This window comes from Enterococcus sp. R12 (genome assembly GCF_058135755.1).
Window position 1 is genome coordinate 3,275,001 of the sequence record NZ_CM176874.1, and the last position, 18,054, is coordinate 3,293,054.

The 18,054-nt window shown below is 45.0% G+C and carries 13 protein-coding genes and 1 rRNA gene (1 of these 14 cut by a window edge); 1 reads left to right on the forward strand and 13 read right to left on the reverse strand.

What is annotated here, in order from left to right; all coding sequences use genetic code 11:
• The 13 genes from ACTW1R_RS15270 to pth all read right to left on the reverse strand — a co-directional run.
• Positions 1–1,096 (reverse strand): 16S ribosomal RNA (locus ACTW1R_RS15270) (it extends 464 nt beyond the left edge of the window).
• Between the two features lie 662 nt (positions 1,097–1,758).
• The gene (lysS, locus tag ACTW1R_RS15275; RefSeq protein ID WP_034858661.1) at positions 1,759–3,252 is read right to left on the reverse strand and encodes a lysine--tRNA ligase; all 1,494 of its coding nucleotides are present in this window, start codon (positions 3,250–3,252) and stop codon (positions 1,759–1,761) included.
• A gap of 96 nt (positions 3,253–3,348) precedes the next feature.
• A complete protein-coding gene (dusB, locus tag ACTW1R_RS15280) occupies positions 3,349–4,362 on the reverse strand; it encodes a tRNA dihydrouridine synthase DusB (protein ID WP_087628086.1) in 1,014 nt (337 codons plus the stop codon).
• Complete coding sequence (gene hslO, locus ACTW1R_RS15285; RefSeq protein ID WP_005230756.1) at positions 4,363–5,244, reverse strand: Hsp33 family molecular chaperone HslO; 882 nt, start codon at positions 5,242–5,244, stop codon at positions 4,363–4,365.
• A gap of 142 nt (positions 5,245–5,386) precedes the next feature.
• Positions 5,387–7,495, reverse strand: a complete 2,109-nt coding sequence (ftsH, locus tag ACTW1R_RS15290) for an ATP-dependent zinc metalloprotease FtsH (RefSeq protein WP_010749000.1) — start codon at positions 7,493–7,495, stop codon at positions 5,387–5,389.
• 73 nt (positions 7,496–7,568) lie between these two features.
• Positions 7,569–8,114 (reverse strand): hypoxanthine phosphoribosyltransferase, encoded by a 546-nt coding sequence (gene hpt / locus ACTW1R_RS15295; RefSeq protein WP_005230750.1) that lies wholly within the window; start codon positions 8,112–8,114, stop codon positions 7,569–7,571.
• Between the two features lie 19 nt (positions 8,115–8,133).
• A complete protein-coding gene (gene tilS, locus ACTW1R_RS15300) occupies positions 8,134–9,534 on the reverse strand; it encodes a tRNA lysidine(34) synthetase TilS (RefSeq protein WP_270274258.1) in 1,401 nt (466 codons plus the stop codon).
• Positions 9,535–9,634: 100 nt separating this feature from the next.
• Positions 9,635–10,078, reverse strand: coding sequence for a S1 domain-containing RNA-binding protein (locus ACTW1R_RS15305; protein WP_010748998.1), 444 nt, complete (start codon positions 10,076–10,078; stop codon positions 9,635–9,637).
• A gap of 74 nt (positions 10,079–10,152) precedes the next feature.
• The gene (locus tag ACTW1R_RS15310; protein WP_005230746.1) at positions 10,153–10,599 is read right to left on the reverse strand and encodes an FtsB family cell division protein; all 447 of its coding nucleotides are present in this window, start codon (positions 10,597–10,599) and stop codon (positions 10,153–10,155) included.
• A gap of 83 nt (positions 10,600–10,682) precedes the next feature.
• Entirely contained in the window at positions 10,683–10,949 is a 267-nt protein-coding gene (locus ACTW1R_RS15315) for an RNA-binding S4 domain-containing protein (RefSeq protein ID WP_005230745.1), read from the reverse strand.
• Positions 10,936–12,567 (reverse strand): polysaccharide biosynthesis protein, encoded by a 1,632-nt coding sequence (locus ACTW1R_RS15320; protein WP_087628088.1) that lies wholly within the window; start codon positions 12,565–12,567, stop codon positions 10,936–10,938. The genes ACTW1R_RS15315 and ACTW1R_RS15320 overlap by 14 nt, the downstream gene beginning before the upstream one ends.
• 15 nt (positions 12,568–12,582) lie before the next feature.
• A complete protein-coding gene (gene mfd / locus ACTW1R_RS15325; protein ID WP_016608449.1) occupies positions 12,583–16,101 on the reverse strand; it encodes a transcription-repair coupling factor in 3,519 nt (1,172 codons plus the stop codon).
• A gap of 11 nt (positions 16,102–16,112) precedes the next feature.
• Positions 16,113–16,673, reverse strand: a complete 561-nt coding sequence (gene pth / locus ACTW1R_RS15330) for an aminoacyl-tRNA hydrolase (RefSeq protein ID WP_005230721.1) — start codon at positions 16,671–16,673, stop codon at positions 16,113–16,115.
• A gap of 355 nt (positions 16,674–17,028) precedes the next feature.
• On the opposite strand from pth, the gene ACTW1R_RS15335 reads away from it, so the two are divergent.
• On the forward strand, positions 17,029–18,012 hold the full coding sequence (locus ACTW1R_RS15335) for an L-lactate dehydrogenase (protein ID WP_005230720.1): 984 nt from the start codon (positions 17,029–17,031) through the stop codon (positions 18,010–18,012).
• The last annotated feature ends 42 nt before the right edge of the window (positions 18,013–18,054 follow it).

Sequence of the window (18,054 nt, forward strand, 5' to 3'; positions counted from 1 at the left end):
ACGACACGAGCTGACGACAACCATGCACCACCTGTCACTTTGCCCCCGAAGGGGAAGCTCTATCTCTAGAGTGGTCAAAGGATGTCAAGACCTGGTAAGGTTCTTCGCGTTGCTTCGAATTAAACCACATGCTCCACCGCTTGTGCGGGCCCCCGTCAATTCCTTTGAGTTTCAACCTTGCGGTCGTACTCCCCAGGCGGAGTGCTTAATGCGTTTGCTGCAGCACTGAAGGGCGGAAACCCTCCAACACTTAGCACTCATCGTTTACGGCGTGGACTACCAGGGTATCTAATCCTGTTCGCTCCCCACGCTTTCGAGCCTCAGCGTCAGTTACAGACCAGAGAGCCGCCTTCGCCACTGGTGTTCCTCCATATATCTACGCATTTCACCGCTACACATGGAATTCCACTCTCCTCTTCTGCACTCAAGTCTCCCAGTTTCCAATGACCCTCCCCGGTTGAGCCGGGGGCTTTCACATCAGACTTAAGAAACCGCCTGCGCTCGCTTTACGCCCAATAAATCCGGACAACGCTTGCCACCTACGTATTACCGCGGCTGCTGGCACGTAGTTAGCCGTGGCTTTCTGGTTAGATACCGTCAAGGGATGAACATTTTACTCTCATCCTTGTTCTTCTCTAACAACAGAGTTTTACGATCCGAAAACCTTCTTCACTCACGCGGCGTTGCTCGGTCAGACTTTCGTCCATTGCCGAAGATTCCCTACTGCTGCCTCCCGTAGGAGTCTGGGCCGTGTCTCAGTCCCAGTGTGGCCGATCACCCTCTCAGGTCGGCTATGCATCGTTGCCTTGGTGAGCCGTTACCTCACCAACTAGCTAATGCACCGCGGGTCCATCCATCAGTGACGCAAAAGCGCCTTTCAACTTTCTTCCATGCGGAAAATAGTGTTATACGGTATTAGCACCTGTTTCCAAGTGTTATCCCCTTCTGATGGGCAGGTTACCCACGTGTTACTCACCCGTTCGCCACTCTTTTTCTTTCGGTGGAGCAAGCTCCGGTGAAAGAAAAAGCGTTCGACTTGCATGTATTAGGCACGCCGCCAGCGTTCGTCCTGAGCCAGGATCAAACTCTCATAATGATTTGTTTGAATGACCATACGGTCATTAAGCTCATAAAAATTAACTTTGCTAGCTATTGCTTGCATGTATTTGTTTCAATAAATTGAAACGTCCTACACATTGGTTCGTTTGCTTGCTTTGTTCAGTTTTCAAAGGTCTACCGTGCTGTGTTAGCAACTTTTATATCATATCAGAGTGACATTTAATTGTCAACTCTTTTTTAAAAGTTTTTTTCGCTCGTTGTTTTTCAACTTCGTAGCGGCTGTCTCAGCGACTTAATTAGAATAACAAATGATTTGTTATTTGTCAACAACTTTTTTCAATTAATTTTGTTGATCTATCAACATCAATTAACTATTTTAAAATTGCGACTTCGTTATAATATCATCTGTCGAGCTGTGCGTCAACTACTTTTTTTCAATTCTTTTTAGGAATTCATTTAGTCATTTGGCACATGTAATAATATACCAACTAAATCCCTTGCGGTCAATCATTTTCTATGGCTTTTTTCAATTTTTACAAACCCGTCTAATCGCATTGGATCCAGCTTTTATCGTTCGCATTTAATCCGTTTTCTGGCAACTTTCGTGGCGTTTTTCCCTCTAATTCCTCGCTGTTTTTCTCCCTGATCCAGCAGACAAGAAAAAAAGCCGCCCACCTCTTGCGAGTGGACGGAGTTTTTTTATCTCATTGTTGGGAATAATAAAACGTCGCGAATCGATTGCGCATCTGTCAACAGCATCACTAAGCGATCGATCCCGATCCCTAATCCACCAGTTGGCGGCATACCGTATTCAAGTGCTTCTAAGAAATCTTCATCCACCCCATGGGCTTCATCATTTCCTGCTTCACGCTCTTTTTCTTGCCCTTCAAAACGTTCTCTTTGATCGATTGGGTCATTTAGTTCCGTGAAGGCATTCGCAAATTCACGACCAACAATAAATAATTCAAAGCGGTCGGTAAAGCGTTCATCTTCTGGATTCTTTTTCGCTAATGGCGAAACTTCCACTGGATGACCGAAGACAAAGGTTGGCTGCTGTAACGTTTCTTCAACAAATGTCTCAAAGAATTCATTGATGATATGGCCAACAGTCATGGCATCATTGATTTCGACATGATGTTCTTTCGCTAAGCTGCGGGCTTCTTCAACGGACATTGGTTGCCAGAAATCAACACCTGTTTGATTTTTGATTGCATCGACCATATGGATTCGCGCAAAGTCGCTAGCTAGATCGACTTCTTGTCCATCGTATTGGATCGTTGCTGTGTGCAAGACTTTTTCAGCAGCATTACGGATAATGCCTTCGGTCAGATCCATCACATCTTTGAAATCTGTATATGCCGTATACGCTTCTAACATCGTAAACTCAGGATTATGGGTCGTATCGATGCCTTCATTTCGGAAAACGCGGCCGATCTCATAGACTTTTTCCATGCCGCCCACGATCAATCGTTTTAAGTGAAGCTCAAGAGCGATCCGTAAATACAGATCCATGTCTAAGGCATTGTGGTGGGTAATGAAGGGACGAGCCGCTGCACCACCTGCTTGATTATGCAATACTGGCGTTTCGACTTCGATATACCCATGACCGTCAAGGTAACGACGAATTTCGCTGATGATTTGGCTTCGTTTCATGAAACGATCAAAGCTTTCTTTATTACTGATCAAATCCAAGTAACGTTGACGGTAACGTTGTTCTACGTTCGTCAAGCCATGGTATTTGTCAGGCAATGGACGCAATGCTTTTGATAAGATCACGATTTCTTTGGCTTTGATGGTCACTTCACCGGTATCGGTCTTCATGATTTCACCAGATACGCCGAAGAAATCACCTAAGTCTGCGTGTTTGAATACTTCGTAAGGTTCATCCCCTACTTGGTCTTTACGTACATATATTTGAATACGGCCTTCGCGGTCTTGTAAATGCGCAAAACCAGCCTTACCTTTTCCACGTTTTGTAACGATTCTTCCTGCAATGCTTGCTGAAAGATTCATTTCGGCTAATTCTTCTTTGGTTCTTTGATCAAATAACTCATGTAACTCGGCAGAATTATGGGTGCGTTCGAATCGCTTGCCAAAAGGATCAATGCCTTCTTCCCGTAGTTTTTCCATCTTTTCACGGCGAACCAACATTTGATCATTCAATTCTTCTTGTGTTTGTCGTTCCTCTGTCACGAGTTTTCCTCCATTCTTAACTTGGGTTTCCTTCTTATAATGCCAATGATGACGCAAAAAATCAAGCCGAACTTTCGAATCGACTTGATTTGTTTCTTATTCCTTAAGAGTTGCTAGCGGCTGTTTTTCGATCTTTTCCACAAATGCATCTAATAAATCAAAAATCGTCTGCTTATCTTCCGCTTGGTTAATTGCCGCTTTGACTTTGGCTGCCCGCGAAATACCTTTTAAGTAGTACGCAGCATGTTGACGAAATTCTCGCGAAGCGATTTTTTCCCCTTTTAGCTCAGCCAAACGTTCTAAATGAAGTTTCGCTGTCGAAATTTTTTCTCGCGGTGTTGGTTCTGGCAATAACTCGCCTGTCTCCAAGTATTGCTTGGTGCGGTGGATCATCCATGGATTGCCTAACGCTGCCCGTCCGATCATCACTGCATCTGCACCGACTTCTTCCAACATTCGCTTGGCATCTTCAGGGGTTTTGACATCGCCATTGCCCATAAAGGGAATCGTGATACTTTGCTTCACTTGTTTCAACACGTCCCAATCTGCCGATCCTTCATACATCTGTACACGGGTTCTGCCATGCATACCGATCGCTGCGGCACCCGCTGCTTCTGCGGCTTGGGCATTTTCAACCGCAAAGATGTGCTGCTCATCCCAGCCGATCCGCATTTTGACGGTAACGGGCTTGTCGATCGCACTGGAAACAGCATGGACCATTTCATAAACCTTGTCGGGATCTAAAAGCCACTTCGCACCAGCTTCTGCTTTGATGATTTTGTTTACAGGACACCCCATGTTGATATCAATGATATCGGCAGTTGTGTTTTCTGCGACAAATTGCGCTGCTTCTACTAAGGATGCTTTATTCCCACCAAAAATCTGAATACTAAGAGGATGCTCGGTCTCGTCAATAAATAGCATCTCAAGGGTCTTCTTGTTCCGCAGTTGAATCCCTCGATCACTGATCATCTCACAGACGACTAAACCCGCGCCAAATTCTTTGACTGTCACACGAAACGCAGAATTGGTGATCCCTGCCATTGGCGCAACGACGACGCGATTAGGAATCTCAACCGACCCGATCTGCCATGTTTGTCTATCTTTCACTTACGCTTCCGCCTCTTTCTTCAATGCCGCCAATTCCGTTTCATCAAAATGATACTTGTTGCCACAAAACGAGCAGACTGCCTCTGCCCCGTGGTCTTCATCGATCATCGCTTGGATCTCATCAGCCCCCAAGGTAATGATCGCCGTCGCAAATTTTTCTTTCGTGCAATCACAATGGAACTGGACTGGCATTTTTTCTAGTACTTCGATCGTCGTATCTGGCAACAATGTCGCTAAGATCTCTTCTGGTGATTGTCCTTCATCGATCAAGGTTGATACTCGAGGCAATTCTCCCAAACGTTTTTCGATGGCATCAATGATCTCTTCACTGGCACCAGGCATGATCTGCAGCATAAAGCCACCGGCTGCCCGAATCGAATCATCGGTTTCTACTAATACACTCAGACCAACAGCAGAAGGAATCTGTTCTGACACTGCTAAATAATAAGTAAAGTCTTCCCCAAGCTCCCCAGAGACGATCGGTGTTTGTCCAGAGAAGGGTTCTTTTAGACCTAAGTCTTTGATCACGGTAAAGATCCCTTGGTCACCCACTGCGCCCCGAACGTCCAATTTTCCTTGAGGGTTCAACGGCAGACTGATCTGCGGATTTTTTATGTATCCTTTTACGTCCCCACGGCCATTGCTGTCTACGACGATTGCCCCAGCAGGACCATTTCCTTGAATTTTGACGGTCAATTTGTCTTCCCCTTTTAAGGTACTGCCTAATAACAAACTTCCCACCATCGCTCGCCCTAAAGCAGCGGATGCCGTATTCCATGTTTCATGGCGTCGTTGTGCTTCGGCGATCGTTTCTGTTGCCGATACTGCATATGCTCGGACGAAGCCGTCATATGCTAGTGCTTTTACTAAATAATCCTTCATCTTGATTCTCCTTTTTATTCATTAATGAATCATACTAGGAAGCGCCGCTTTTTTCAACTGAATGTGTTTGAATTTAAGGAAAGTCTTCTTAAATAGAAACAAAAAGGCACCGAGTTCCCTCGGTGCCTTGATACGTCTTGTTTTAGGCGTTATCATCTTTGTTTTCTTGATCAGTCGGTTGACTTTCGCTATTGCGGCGAACGTCTTCCAATTGTTGATCAAAATCGTTTGATGGTGCATCTTCGCTGTGTTTTTCTGCAGCTTGCTTCTCTGCATCTTTTTCTTCCAGCGCACGTTTCGCTTCTTCAAACGTTTGAGCTTTTTCACTAGGATACTCAGAGCTTTCGGTTCCTTCAGGCATTTTGCCTTCTTCAAACAAGGATTTGATTGCTTTGGCATCTAATGTTTCATGTTCAAGCAGTTTTTCAGCGATCAATTTGTGCTGTGCACGGTGTTCTTCAATGATTTCATGGGCTTTTTGATGAGCATCCATTAAAATCTTGCGAACTTCTTGATCGATTTCAAAAGCAACTTGTTCAGAGTAAGCTTTTGTTTGACCATAATCACGACCAACAAAGACTTGATGGTTTCCTTCATATTGAACTGGACCTAACTTGTCACTCATTCCATATTCTGTCACCATGCTTCTTGCAAGCGCAGTTGCTTGTTCAAAGTCATTGGAAGCACCCGTTGATTGTACACCGAAGATGATTTCTTCAGCCGTACGACCACCAAGCAACCCAACGATTTGTTCAAACATATCTTCTTTGGTCATCAAGAATTGATCTTCTTTCGGCAAGGCGATCATGTAACCACCCGCACGTCCCCGAGGAATAATCGTTACTTTGTGTACCACACGGGCACGACTCAAGACTAACCCAACAATGGTATGTCCTGCTTCATGGTAAGCAACCATTTCACGTTCGCGTTTGTTGATGACCCGGTCTTTCTTCGCAGGACCAGCGATCACGCGGTCTTCTGCTTCATCGATATCTGAAGCATCGATTTTTTTCTTGTTACGACGAGCAGCAACTAATGCCGCTTCGTTCAAGACGTTTTCCAGATCCGCACCAGCAAAGCCTGGTGTTTGTTGGGCAACGACTTTCAAATCAACATCATCTGATAAAGGTTTGTTGCGGGCATGGACACGGAGGATCGCTTCACGACCTTTCACGTCTGGACGACCAACCAAAATCTGACGGTCAAAACGACCTGGACGTAGCAACGCTGGATCTAAAACATCCGAACGGTTCGTTGCGGCAATGACGATCACGCCTTCATTCCCATCAAAACCATCCATTTCAACCAACAACTGGTTCAATGTTTGTTCCCGCTCATCATGTCCGCCACCCATACCGGCACCACGTTGGCGACCGACTGCATCGATTTCATCGATAAAGATGATGGCTGGTGCATTTTTCTTCGCTGTTTCAAATAAGTCACGCACCCGGCTTGCACCGACACCGACAAACATTTCAACGAAATCTGAACCAGAGATCGAGTAAAACGGTACGCCAGCTTCACCAGCAACGGCTTTGGCTAGTAACGTTTTCCCGGTTCCTGGAGGCCCCTCAAGTAAGACACCTGCTGGGATACGAGCACCTAATTCAACGAAGCGTCGAGGATCTTTCAAGAATTCCACGACTTCGACAAGCTCTTGTTTTTCTTCTTCTGCACCGGCTACGTCTGAAAAACGCACGCGGTTGGCTTTTTTATCCGCTTCTTTGGCTTTTGATTTGCCAAAGTTCATCACACGGCCGCCACCGCCACCGCCGCCACCTTGTTGGCTCATCATCATGTAGAAGAAGAAAATGATGATCACAAGTGGTAAGAAGCTAACCAAAAGCGATAACCAAATGCCGCTGTTGGATTCTTCTTCGATCGTGGTTTTGACCCCTTCTGCCGAGGCCAAACTGGTGACTTCGCTTAGTGTGGAATCATTCGGTAAAATGATCGTTGAAAAGCGGGTCGAACTCGCCTGTGTATTACCTAAAACAGACAAGCTGTTGTCATTGCTGACGGTTTGTTCTTCATTGTATTCACCCACGATTCGATACACACCGTTAGCGGGTTGAACAGTAAACTGTTTGATCTTCCCGTCTTTCAGCTGCTCTGTAAACGTGGAGTACTCGATCGTTGGGGTCTGCTGATTGCCATTTCCAAAAATGAAATATACGACCATGACCATCGCCAACAAGACAAGTACATAATATAAGGTATTTTTTACCATACCGTTATTTTTCTTATTCATGCGTACCTCCCTGGCTATTTTGTTTTATCAATCCTGACCATTTAATTGTATCACAATTGATTTAGAACAGTCACTAATTTGACTGATAAACACTAGGTTTTAAGACGCCAACGTAAGGTAAGTTTCGATATTGCTCTGCATAGTCCAGTCCATATCCAACAACAAACTCATTTGGCACATCGAAGCCGACATAATCTGCATCGATCTCAACGACACGACCTTCTGGCTTATCTAATAACGTTACGATTTTCACTGATTTCGCTTTACGGTATTTGAATAGATCCACCAGATAAGCCAATGTGCGACCGCTGTCAATGATGTCTTCAACGATCAAGAGATCACGGCCCTCAACATTTGTATCTAAATCTTTGATGATCTTGACCTCCCCAGATGAAATCATGGCATTGCCATAACTTGAGACATCCATGAAGTCTAACTCCAAGTAACAATCCATCTCACGAACGATGTCTGCCATGAAAGGAACGGCACCTTTCAGCACACCTACGACTAGAGGATTTTTATCCGCATAAGCCGCCGTTAATTCTTGACCAAGTTCCACACAACGATTTTTGATTTCGTCACGGGAAATCAAAATTTTCTCAATATCTTTATCTAGCATAAAGTTCTCCTTCCAACTCTTACTCCTGGTATTTATAAAGAAGTATGTAGTGTATTTTATCAGTTTCTGGCGCAATACTCAAATAGGAAAATGTATGAGGTAGTAAGGCAATCACCTCTTTTTCAAGGTTTGTGACGACCCAACTTTTTTCTCGCACTTCATTAGGAATTTTTGAATCGATAAAAAAACGACTGATCTTTTTGGTCAGACCACGCGCCAAGCGGATTCGGTCTCCCGGCTGGCGCTTACGCACCACCAGCTCAGAGGAATAGTTTAGCGGTAAATCTTGGGAAAACTCTGACCAATTTGTGATTTTTTTGGGAATATGCTGTTCATTTATCGGAAAATACCCAATCCATTCCTTTTCAGAAAGATAGATCCCCTCCCCTAAAACCAGTCGCTGACTAACTTCTGTCAACGGCGCTGCAGGCTTTTGGGGAACAGTAACAGGTTCCAATAACAATTGGTCATAACTGCGCCGTAGCTGCCACTGTTTGTGCAACGCCAATTGCCATTGCCCTTTCTTTTCATCCAGCAGACGCAATACCTGCGGCAGCTGTTTTTGATTGAGGGGCTGCTTCGTGAAAGCCTCTGCTTGCTGTAAAAAACCCGCATAGAAAAAATAGCGTTGCGCTGGCGAAAACGTCGGCAGCTGTTGCAGATCGATCACTAAGCGAGCAGCTTGCTGTTGAACGAATGCAGACAACCATTGCTGCTGCTCTTGTTGGATCAGCTGATTGGCGAACTGTACTTCTTCAGAAAGCTGTTGAAAATGCGGCAGCAGCTGCGGATTTTCCGCTTTTAAGGCTGGCACTACTTGCTGGCGTAGTCGGTTTCGCAAATACAGCGGTTCGTGATTGCTTTCGTCTTCAAAGTAGGGAATCTGCTGTGCTTGCGCATAGTCGTAAATCGCTGCCTTGCTGACAGTAAGCAGTGGACGCAACAAGATCCCTGTGTGAAAAGGCTGCTGCTGTTTCATCCCGCCAGCCGATCGCAAGCGACCTTCTCGCATCATCTTCATCAACATCGTTTCTACTTGGTCATCACTGTGGTGAGCAGTCAGCAAAACATCATAGCCTTCTTGAGACATGACGTCGGCAAAAAATGTATAGCGAAAGTTTCGAGCGCTAGCTTCTACGCCGGTTTCTGGCGGATTTTCCCAGCACCGTTCATAAAAAGGAATACCGCGTTCTTGGCAGTACTGCCGTAAAAAAGCCGCTTCCTTGGCAGATGCTGGACGCAATTGATGGTTCACATGCGCCACACCAAAACATGGCTCTTTTTGCATTTCAGGAAACAACTGACAAAAGATCTGCAACAAGACCATCGAATCGACGCCCGTCGATACCGCCAGCAAAAAGCGGCGTTTTTTTTCAGGATCGATGGCAGTGAGTTGCGCTTGAACGGTTTGAATGACCATCGTTTGACCTCCTTCTCATTTGGTAATCCCACAAGAAAGAAAGCTGAAACAAAACGAACCAACAGTTTTGTTCCAGCTTTTTCCAACTTGCTATTCATGTTTAGTTACGGCGTCCGCCGCGGCCACCGCGTTTTCCTTCTGTATTTCGACGTAATGACGAAAGACGATCATCACTATCTTTTAGAAAAGAACTCATCAATGAATCGAAGTCTTGTTTATTTACATTCGTATTTTGATTGCGTGAAAAAGATTTTTTCGGATTTGGTCGATTGAATTCTTTTTTCGGGTATTCACGTTTTTCTTCCGGTTTATCTTCTGCTTTACGGATCGATAGGCCGATTTTTCCATCGTTGCCGATTGCCGTAACAAGTACTGTCACTTCATCCCCAACAGACAACACGTCGTGAATGTCTTTGACGAATCCGTTTGATACTTCACTGATATGCACCAAACCAGTTTTCCCTTCACCAAGATCAATGAACGCACCAAAATTTGTAATACCAGACACTTTGCCCTTTAGTTTCGCTCCAACTTCGATTGACATATAAAAAATGTTCCTCCTAATTTTTACCCATTTAAAATAATTCAAACTACTGCGCTGAGTAGGTATGACATTGCTTAATCTTGTGACTCTGTGGATGATGATTCTTGTCCGCTTTGCGAAGAACGCTCATTGGTGTTTTGAGAATCCGTCCCGTCTGGCAAGACTGGATAGATTTTTTCGCCATCTTTTGAGTAGAAGAATCGGCTGCGGGCCAATTTTGCCACATACTCATCGTCTTGCAGCAAGGCAACGTCTCGCTCCAGTGAAGCCACCTTTTGTTCTGCCTCTTTTTGTTCGGCGACTGTTTCCGCCTTATATTCCTTTAGCTTTTGCAGGCGCATTTGATCGTTGAACATTTGAATCCCTACGATCGCAAATATCGCTAATGCCGCCACGAAAAACGCCACCAGCCGACGTCGGCGAAACACGACTTGCCGCCGCTCTTTTTCAAACTTGGCAAATTGCTCTTTCGCATAATCGGTCTGCAATAGTTCTATTTTTTTATTTGATTCTTTTGCCACCTGAACTCGCTCCCGTCGCTGTCTTTGTTTTTTACATTATACCAACATCCGCAAAGCTTGTCTAACTGAAAATGCCGTAAAAATCAAGCATTTTCTGAGATTCTTTCCTCTGAAACGATCTCATACATTTTTGCAGCGTCTTCTTTTTTCGTCGATTCATGCAATTCATTGACTTTTACTTCCAAGACCTTATTCCCGAATTGAATGCGCATGGTATCGCCTACTTTGACGTCACTGCTTGACTTGGCTAATTTGCCGTTGATCTGAATGCGTCCCTTGTCTGCCACTTCTTTGGCCACAGAGCGACGCTTGATGATGCGGGAGATTTTAAGAAATTTATCTAATCTCATGTTTTTCACCTCTTCTTAATAGTTTCTTTCCAAATGGAACTAACAGCCATTCGCGAATCGTTAACAATTTGATTTTGATCGCTGCCCCGATAAAGGCTGCGCCTCCCAGACCGACACCGCCTAGGCAAAAAAGCAGTGCCTGTAGTCGATGGGTCAAAGGACCGTTCAATAAGATCGCAACGAAGCTATAATATAAGAATAGCACGCTTGCCATGATCCCTAAACAAATAAATAGTTTTTTTCCATAATTTCCTTCATGCCAAAAGTGATTGATGCTGCTTTTTGCTCGACGCTGTTCGGAAACCACAAAACAGCATAAGGTCGCGCCTAACCCCAACAGCGTACTGATACTCGCTCCTGCAGTCCCATAAGAAGCAGTCAGCGGCCACATCGATAGACATTTGATCAAAAGACCGATCCCCGCAGCCAGCAAGCCGAAGGTATAGGTATTGCGACTTTGTTGAATGCTTTGATAGGCTTGGATCGTCGCCATCAGAGCGATGGAAAAGACAAACAATACCAGCGCCGCATTGCCAGAACCGTCTTTGAATAAGGCAAAGTTAATATAAGGCAGCAAAATCGCTAAGCCCACGGCGGAAGCCGAAGCAATCCCGATCGTCAGGCGCAAATACATTTTTGCCGACTTTTCAAACAGCTGCTGATTTTTCACCGTCAAATACTTGGTCAACGTTGGCAAAAACGTCGAGCTTAACGCCATCGCCACCACAAGACCTAGTTGGACGAGGGGTTGTCCGCGATCATAGATCCCTTTTGAAATTCGGGCTGCTTGTGCCGTCATCCCCCCCGCTTCCAGCGCATTGGTCAATAAAAACGAATCCGCTAACTGGAACAAGATCAAATAGCCGCTATAAATCGTCAACAGACCGCCTTCTAAGAAGAACCGTTTCTTCAACGAGGCGGATAAACCAGCGGGATTTTCTCCTGTACTGGTGACTGGTTTATGCCATAGCGATAGGCGTTTGCCGTTGATTTGTCGGCTATAATAACTTAAGATCCACCACGCCGCAAGGCCCCCGACTAAGGCACCCATCATGGCGACAGTCCCCGTTTGATAAATCGTCCAGCCCAATTGCTGGAAAGCTGCCGCAGCACCTAAAATCACACCAACTCTAAGCAGCTGCTCTACGACTTGGGAAACTGCTGTCGGCACCATTTGCAAATTTCCTTGAAACATTCCTCGATAAAAGGTCAAAGGCGGGACAAATAAGAAGGTAAAAGAAACGACTCGAATCAAGCCCGACAGTTGGTGGTCCCCCATCACTTGTGCGATCGGACCAGCAAATAAAAAGGTCACCGCCCATAAACCGATCGCAGACCAAAGCACGAAAGGCGTCAACGCTTGCAGCCGTTCCTTGCTTTTCAAAGGATCGGGTTCTTCAGCGACGATGCGGGAGATAAACTGTGGCAACCCTGACAACGCTAACGTCATCGCCAATCCATAAATCGGATAGACTTGTTGATACACATAAAACCCTTCGTCCCCTACCAGGTTCTGAAAAGGGACCCGATAAACGGCACTTAAGATTTTTGCGATAAAGGAAGCGATCGTTAAAATAAACGCCCCTTCCATCGTACGCTTCAATTGTGATTTCGGCATCCCGCTGGTTCCTTTCTAGCCTTGGCTGGCGTATTTTTGCTCCCGTAACGCTTTGACAAAATCTTGGATTTCTAATAGCCAGGTGCTTTCCTTCATCACTGGCGGAATCTGTAATTTGATGGTCATTTGCTCATGATCGACACCCATCGTGGCTTTTAATTTAGTAGCTTTCAATGCTTCAAACAGCTGCTCCACCGAATAATTTTTCGTGCCGACTTTACTCAAAGTAAACGACACCGTCTGCTGCTGCTTGCGGATAGTTTCTAACAAGGCACGATCGCCGTTCATTTTGATCTCGCCCACCGTTAAGAGATGCGCCACTTCTACAGGGTATTCACCGAAACGGTCTAACAGATCATCTTGAAGTTCATCAACTGCTTCTTGGGATTCCAGCTCACGAATTCGTTTGTAGATCTCGATTTTTTGCCGTTCGTCTTCAATATACGAAGTCGGTAAGTAGGCATCGATCCCCAGATCGATCTCGACGGTCGTTTTTTCTGTTTGGGTATTTTTCCCTTGTTTACGAGTGACTGCTTCAGAAAGCATTTGCGAGTACATGTCAAACCCGACTGCATCGATAAAGCCGTGCTGCTGCGCCCCCAATAGATTTCCCGCTCCACGAATCGAAAGATCTCGCATCGCGATTTTGAAACCTGAACCTAACTCGGTAAAGTCCTTAATGGCTTGCAGGCGTTTTTCACTGACTTCATTCAACACTTTTTGCTGTTCATACATGAAATACGCATAGGCGACCCGATTGCTCCGACCGACACGGCCGCGCAGCTGATACAACGTCGAAAGCCCCATGTAATCGGCATTTTCCACAAACAACGTATTGGCATTGGGAATATCCACACCGGTTTCAATGATCGTCGTCGTCACCAACACATCGTATTGCCCTTCAATAAAGTCAAACAAGGTGTTTTCCAATTGGATCTCGGTCATTTGCCCGTGGGCATACGCGATTCGTGCGTCTGGCACTAACGCCTGCAGTTCTTCGACTTTCCGCTCGATCGTATCGACACGATTATAGAGATAAAACACTTGACCTCCCCGTGCCATCTCCCGTTGGATCGCTTCTCGCACCGCTCCTGGATTCATCTCCATCACATAGGTTTGGATCGGGTAACGATTTTCTGGTGGTGTTTCGATCACAGATAGGTCCCGTACCCCCAGCATCGACATATGCAATGTTCGTGGGATAGGCGTTGCCGTCAACGTCAACACATCGACTTGCGAACGCAGTTGTTTCAAGCGCTCTTTGTGTTTGACCCCAAACCGTTGTTCTTCATCGATCACCAACAAGCCCAAATCAGCAAACTCGACATCTTTTGACAATAATCGGTGGGTCCCCACCAAAATATCGACTTGCCCTTTGCGCACTTGCTCGATCGTTTCATTCTGCTGTTTTTTCGTCCGAAAACGACTCAGTACCCCAACATTGACGGGGAATCCTTCAAAACGATCGACCATCGTTTCATAGTGCTGCTGCGCCAAGATCGTTGTCGGTACTAAGAAAGCCACTTGTTTGCTTTCTTTGATCGCTTTAAAAGCAGCCCGCAGCGCCACTTCTGTTTTCCCAAAACCGACATCCCCGACTAACAAGCGGTCCATCGGCTTTTCTTTTTCCATATCCCGCTTGATCTCTGCCGTACTGCGCAGCTGATCATCAGTTTCCGAATACGGAAAGGCATCTTCAAATTCTTTTTGATAGGCATCGTCTGGTTGAAAAGCATAGCCTTTTTCTGATTCGCGTTTGGCATACAATAAAATCAAATCATCTGCGATGTCTTCAATTTTAGCCGTCACTTTGCGCTTGGTCTTCGCCCACTCGCTGCCACCTAATTTATTGATTTTCGGTGTTTTCGATTCGGAAGCCACATATTTTTGAATCAAATTCAATTGAGTGACTGGAATAAAGAGCTTGTCTTCGTTTTGGTACAAGATCGTCATGTAATCTTGGTGGACGCCATCGACTTCTAAGGTTTCCATGCCAATGTACTTCCCGATCCCATGATTCGCATGGACGACATAATCGCCCGCTTTTAACTCATTGTAGCTTTTGAGCCGTTCCGCATTAGTGACATTTTGCCTGCGGGCTCTTTTTTTGTTCATCTTTTGGAAAATTTCTTTTTCCGTAACCACCACTAGCTTGTCTTGCGGCATTTCAAAGCCGCTTTGCAAACGTTCCACCACGATTTGGGTGCGTCCTGTAAACAGGCGGTCTTGTTGCGTCTGCACGGCATAGATATCATGATCTCGCAGATCTTGCTCTAACTTCTTGGCCCGCTCTTGGTCACTGACCAGAAAAATCACCGTCTGCTGCTGCTTCTCCCAGCGATCGATTTCAACTTTCAAGAGACCCATTTGGCTGAAAAACTGCTGCATCGGCCGGTATTGGAATTGATGGATCGCTTGGAAGCGAATGTTCCCCATTCCTTTTTGGAATAAAGAAAAGAAGCTGGTCACAAAGGTTTCTTTTTGCAGCAGCTGATGGACATCGATCCCGAATTGCTGTTCAGAAAAGACCCGCAGCTCCGCTAATTTTTGGGTATGCCACTCCGCCTCTTCCCGTTCGATCTCACGATTGGTCTCCATGATCCGAGCATAATCATCGATCATCAAAAAGGCATCTTCAGAAAAATAATCTAAGACACTCGTTTGCTGACGATACAGTAAATCCGTGTAGTAACGGGCACTTTCACCAGGAATCCCTGCTTGCCATTGAGAAGCCAACTGGCCAAAATAATCTTCTAAAAAGGCGCGATCGGTTGCTTCTTTGGTGACTGCCAACCGTTTGTTCAATAATTCTTGCAGCTGCTTTTGCCCCGCAGCTAAATCTTCCGCTGAGAAAACCAATTCGGTAGTGGGTAAAATAGCCACTTGCTGCAGCGTTTCCACTGAGCGTTGCGTTTCCACGTTGAAAGAACGCATCGAGTCGATTTCTACATCGAATAACTCGATCCGTACGGGATATTCGGCGTTTAATGGATAAATATCGAGGATGCTCCCACGAATACTGAATTCGCCAGGTTTGCCAATCATTGACTGACGTTCGTAGCCCATCAAAATCAATTGTTGCGGCAAACGCTCTAAATCGATCTCATCGCCGATCTGCCATTGAAATTGATTGGCTAACCAGGTTTTCTTTTCAGGCAAATACTTTCGCAAAGCCGCCACCGGCAACACATAGATCCCCGTTTTCCCTTGAGAAACAGCATTCAGCGCTGCCACGCGTTCTTCTCTGGCTTCTGGTGAAGAAAAAGCCATTTCGGCTGACAACACTTCATCCACTGGAAAAACATAGACATCTTCCGTCACATTACGCAGATCTTCGGCTAGTTGATTTGTATAATAGAGATTTGGGGTCACGACGATCACTTGTTTTTGAAATGCCTGATACACACCAGTGATCGCTAATGTTTTTGCCGATCCAGCTAGACCGGTCAGTAATTGCCGGGGGGCCTGTTCACGTAAACCTGTATGCCAAGCCGCCACTGTCGGCACTTTATTTATTAATTCAATTAAATCCATCTCGGCCCTCCTTAGTTAAATCGATTCATTGTGGCAAGAAAGTCGCCGTTGGTCAAGTAATCACTACTTGCCTCAACCGCTTTATCAATACTTTGTAAAACGATGGGCAGATCGTCTTTTGCAAAAGGACTCAGGACATGATTGACCACGGTTTGTCCTGGACGTGGACGATCGATCCCGATTTTGATACGGTCAAAGACTGTTGAATCCAAATGAGCGATCAAACTCTTGATCCCATTGTGGCCACCTGCACTGCCTTTTTGGCGCAAACGAATTTTCCCTAATGCTAAATCGAGGTCATCATAGACCACCACTAGTTCTTCTTGGTAGATGCCAAAATAGGTCATCAACGGGCCTACCGCACGACCGGATTCATTCATGAAAGTTTGTGGTTTGACCAAAAGGATTTTTTCACCATTCAAGAAAAACTCTGCCACCTCTGCTTCAAAAGCCGACTTTTTAAAGGTTGCTTGGTACTTTTGTGCCAACGCATCCACTACCATAAAGCCAACATTATGTTTGGTTTTTTCATATTTTTTGCCAGGATTTCCCAAGCCTACAATCATTTTCATTTTTTATTTACGCTCCATTATTTCTAGTTTCAAGCTGATTCTTCATCTATTTTATCGGTTTTCTTATCCAAACACAAAATACTGGGCACACAAATGCGCCCAGTTCTTTTGCTTAGGTAATTATAACACGAAATGGACTGTTATGGTGGCACCCTCTTGCTCAGTTTTTATCTTTCTTAACGAATCTTAATAAAACCTTGATATATCTTCTTTTTGACGTAATAATAAAGAAAGCATTTACAACTGAAACAGCGATATTTTGTGTAATATTGTTGTGCAAATCACATGACAAACATACTTGAAAATGGTAGGATGATAGCGAGTAAAACAATTATGCGGAAGGAATGATACACAGATGACTGCAAAAACGAACAAAAAAGATCACCAAAAGGTAATTCTTGTTGGAGACGGTGCGGTTGGTTCTAGTTACGCGTTTGCGCTGGTGACCCAAAACATTGCGCAAGAAGTCGGAATCATTGATATAAATACAGCAAAAACAGAAGGCGACGCAATTGACTTGTCCCATGCTTTGGCATTTACTTCCCCTAAAAAAATCTATGCCGCTTCTTATGAAGATGCACATGATGCTGATTTAGTCGTTATTACTGCTGGTGCGCCTCAAAAACCAGGCGAAACCCGTTTAGACTTAGTTCATAAAAACTTGAAAATCAACCGTGAAGTAGTTACCCAAATCGTTGATTCAGGCTTTAACGGAATTTTCTTAGTTGCAGCAAACCCAGTCGATATTTTGACTTATTCTACTTGGAAATTCTCAGGCTTCCCGAAAGAACGCGTTATCGGTTCAGGTACCTCATTAGACTCTGCCCGTTTCCGTCAAGCATTGGCTGAATTGGTCGATGTCGATGCCCGTAACGTCCATGCCTATATCTTAGGGGAACACGGCGATTCAGAATTCCCTGTTTGGTCTCATGCCAACGTAGCTGGCCTACAAATCTATGAATGGGTCAAAAACAACCCAGACATCGATGAAGAAGCAATGGTCAACATTTTCTTCAGTGTTCGTGATGCAGCCTACACCATCATCGAGAAAAAAGGTGCGACCTTCTACGGAATCGCGGTAGCCTTAGCACGGATCACTCGTGCGATCTTAGACGATGAAAATGCTGTTCTCCCATTATCTGTGTACATGAACGGCGAATACGGCTTAAACGACTTGTATATCGGTGCGCCTGCAGTCATCAATGCCCAAGGGATCCAAAAAGTAATTGAGATCCCATTAACAGATGGTGAAAAAGACCGGATGGCCGCTTCGGCAAAACAATTAAAAGATATTCTTGATGAAGCTTTTGCAAAATTAGATGCGGAAGACAATCAATAATTTCTTTCCCCTCGTGTTAAAGAGTCAATTTTAGTTAGTCAA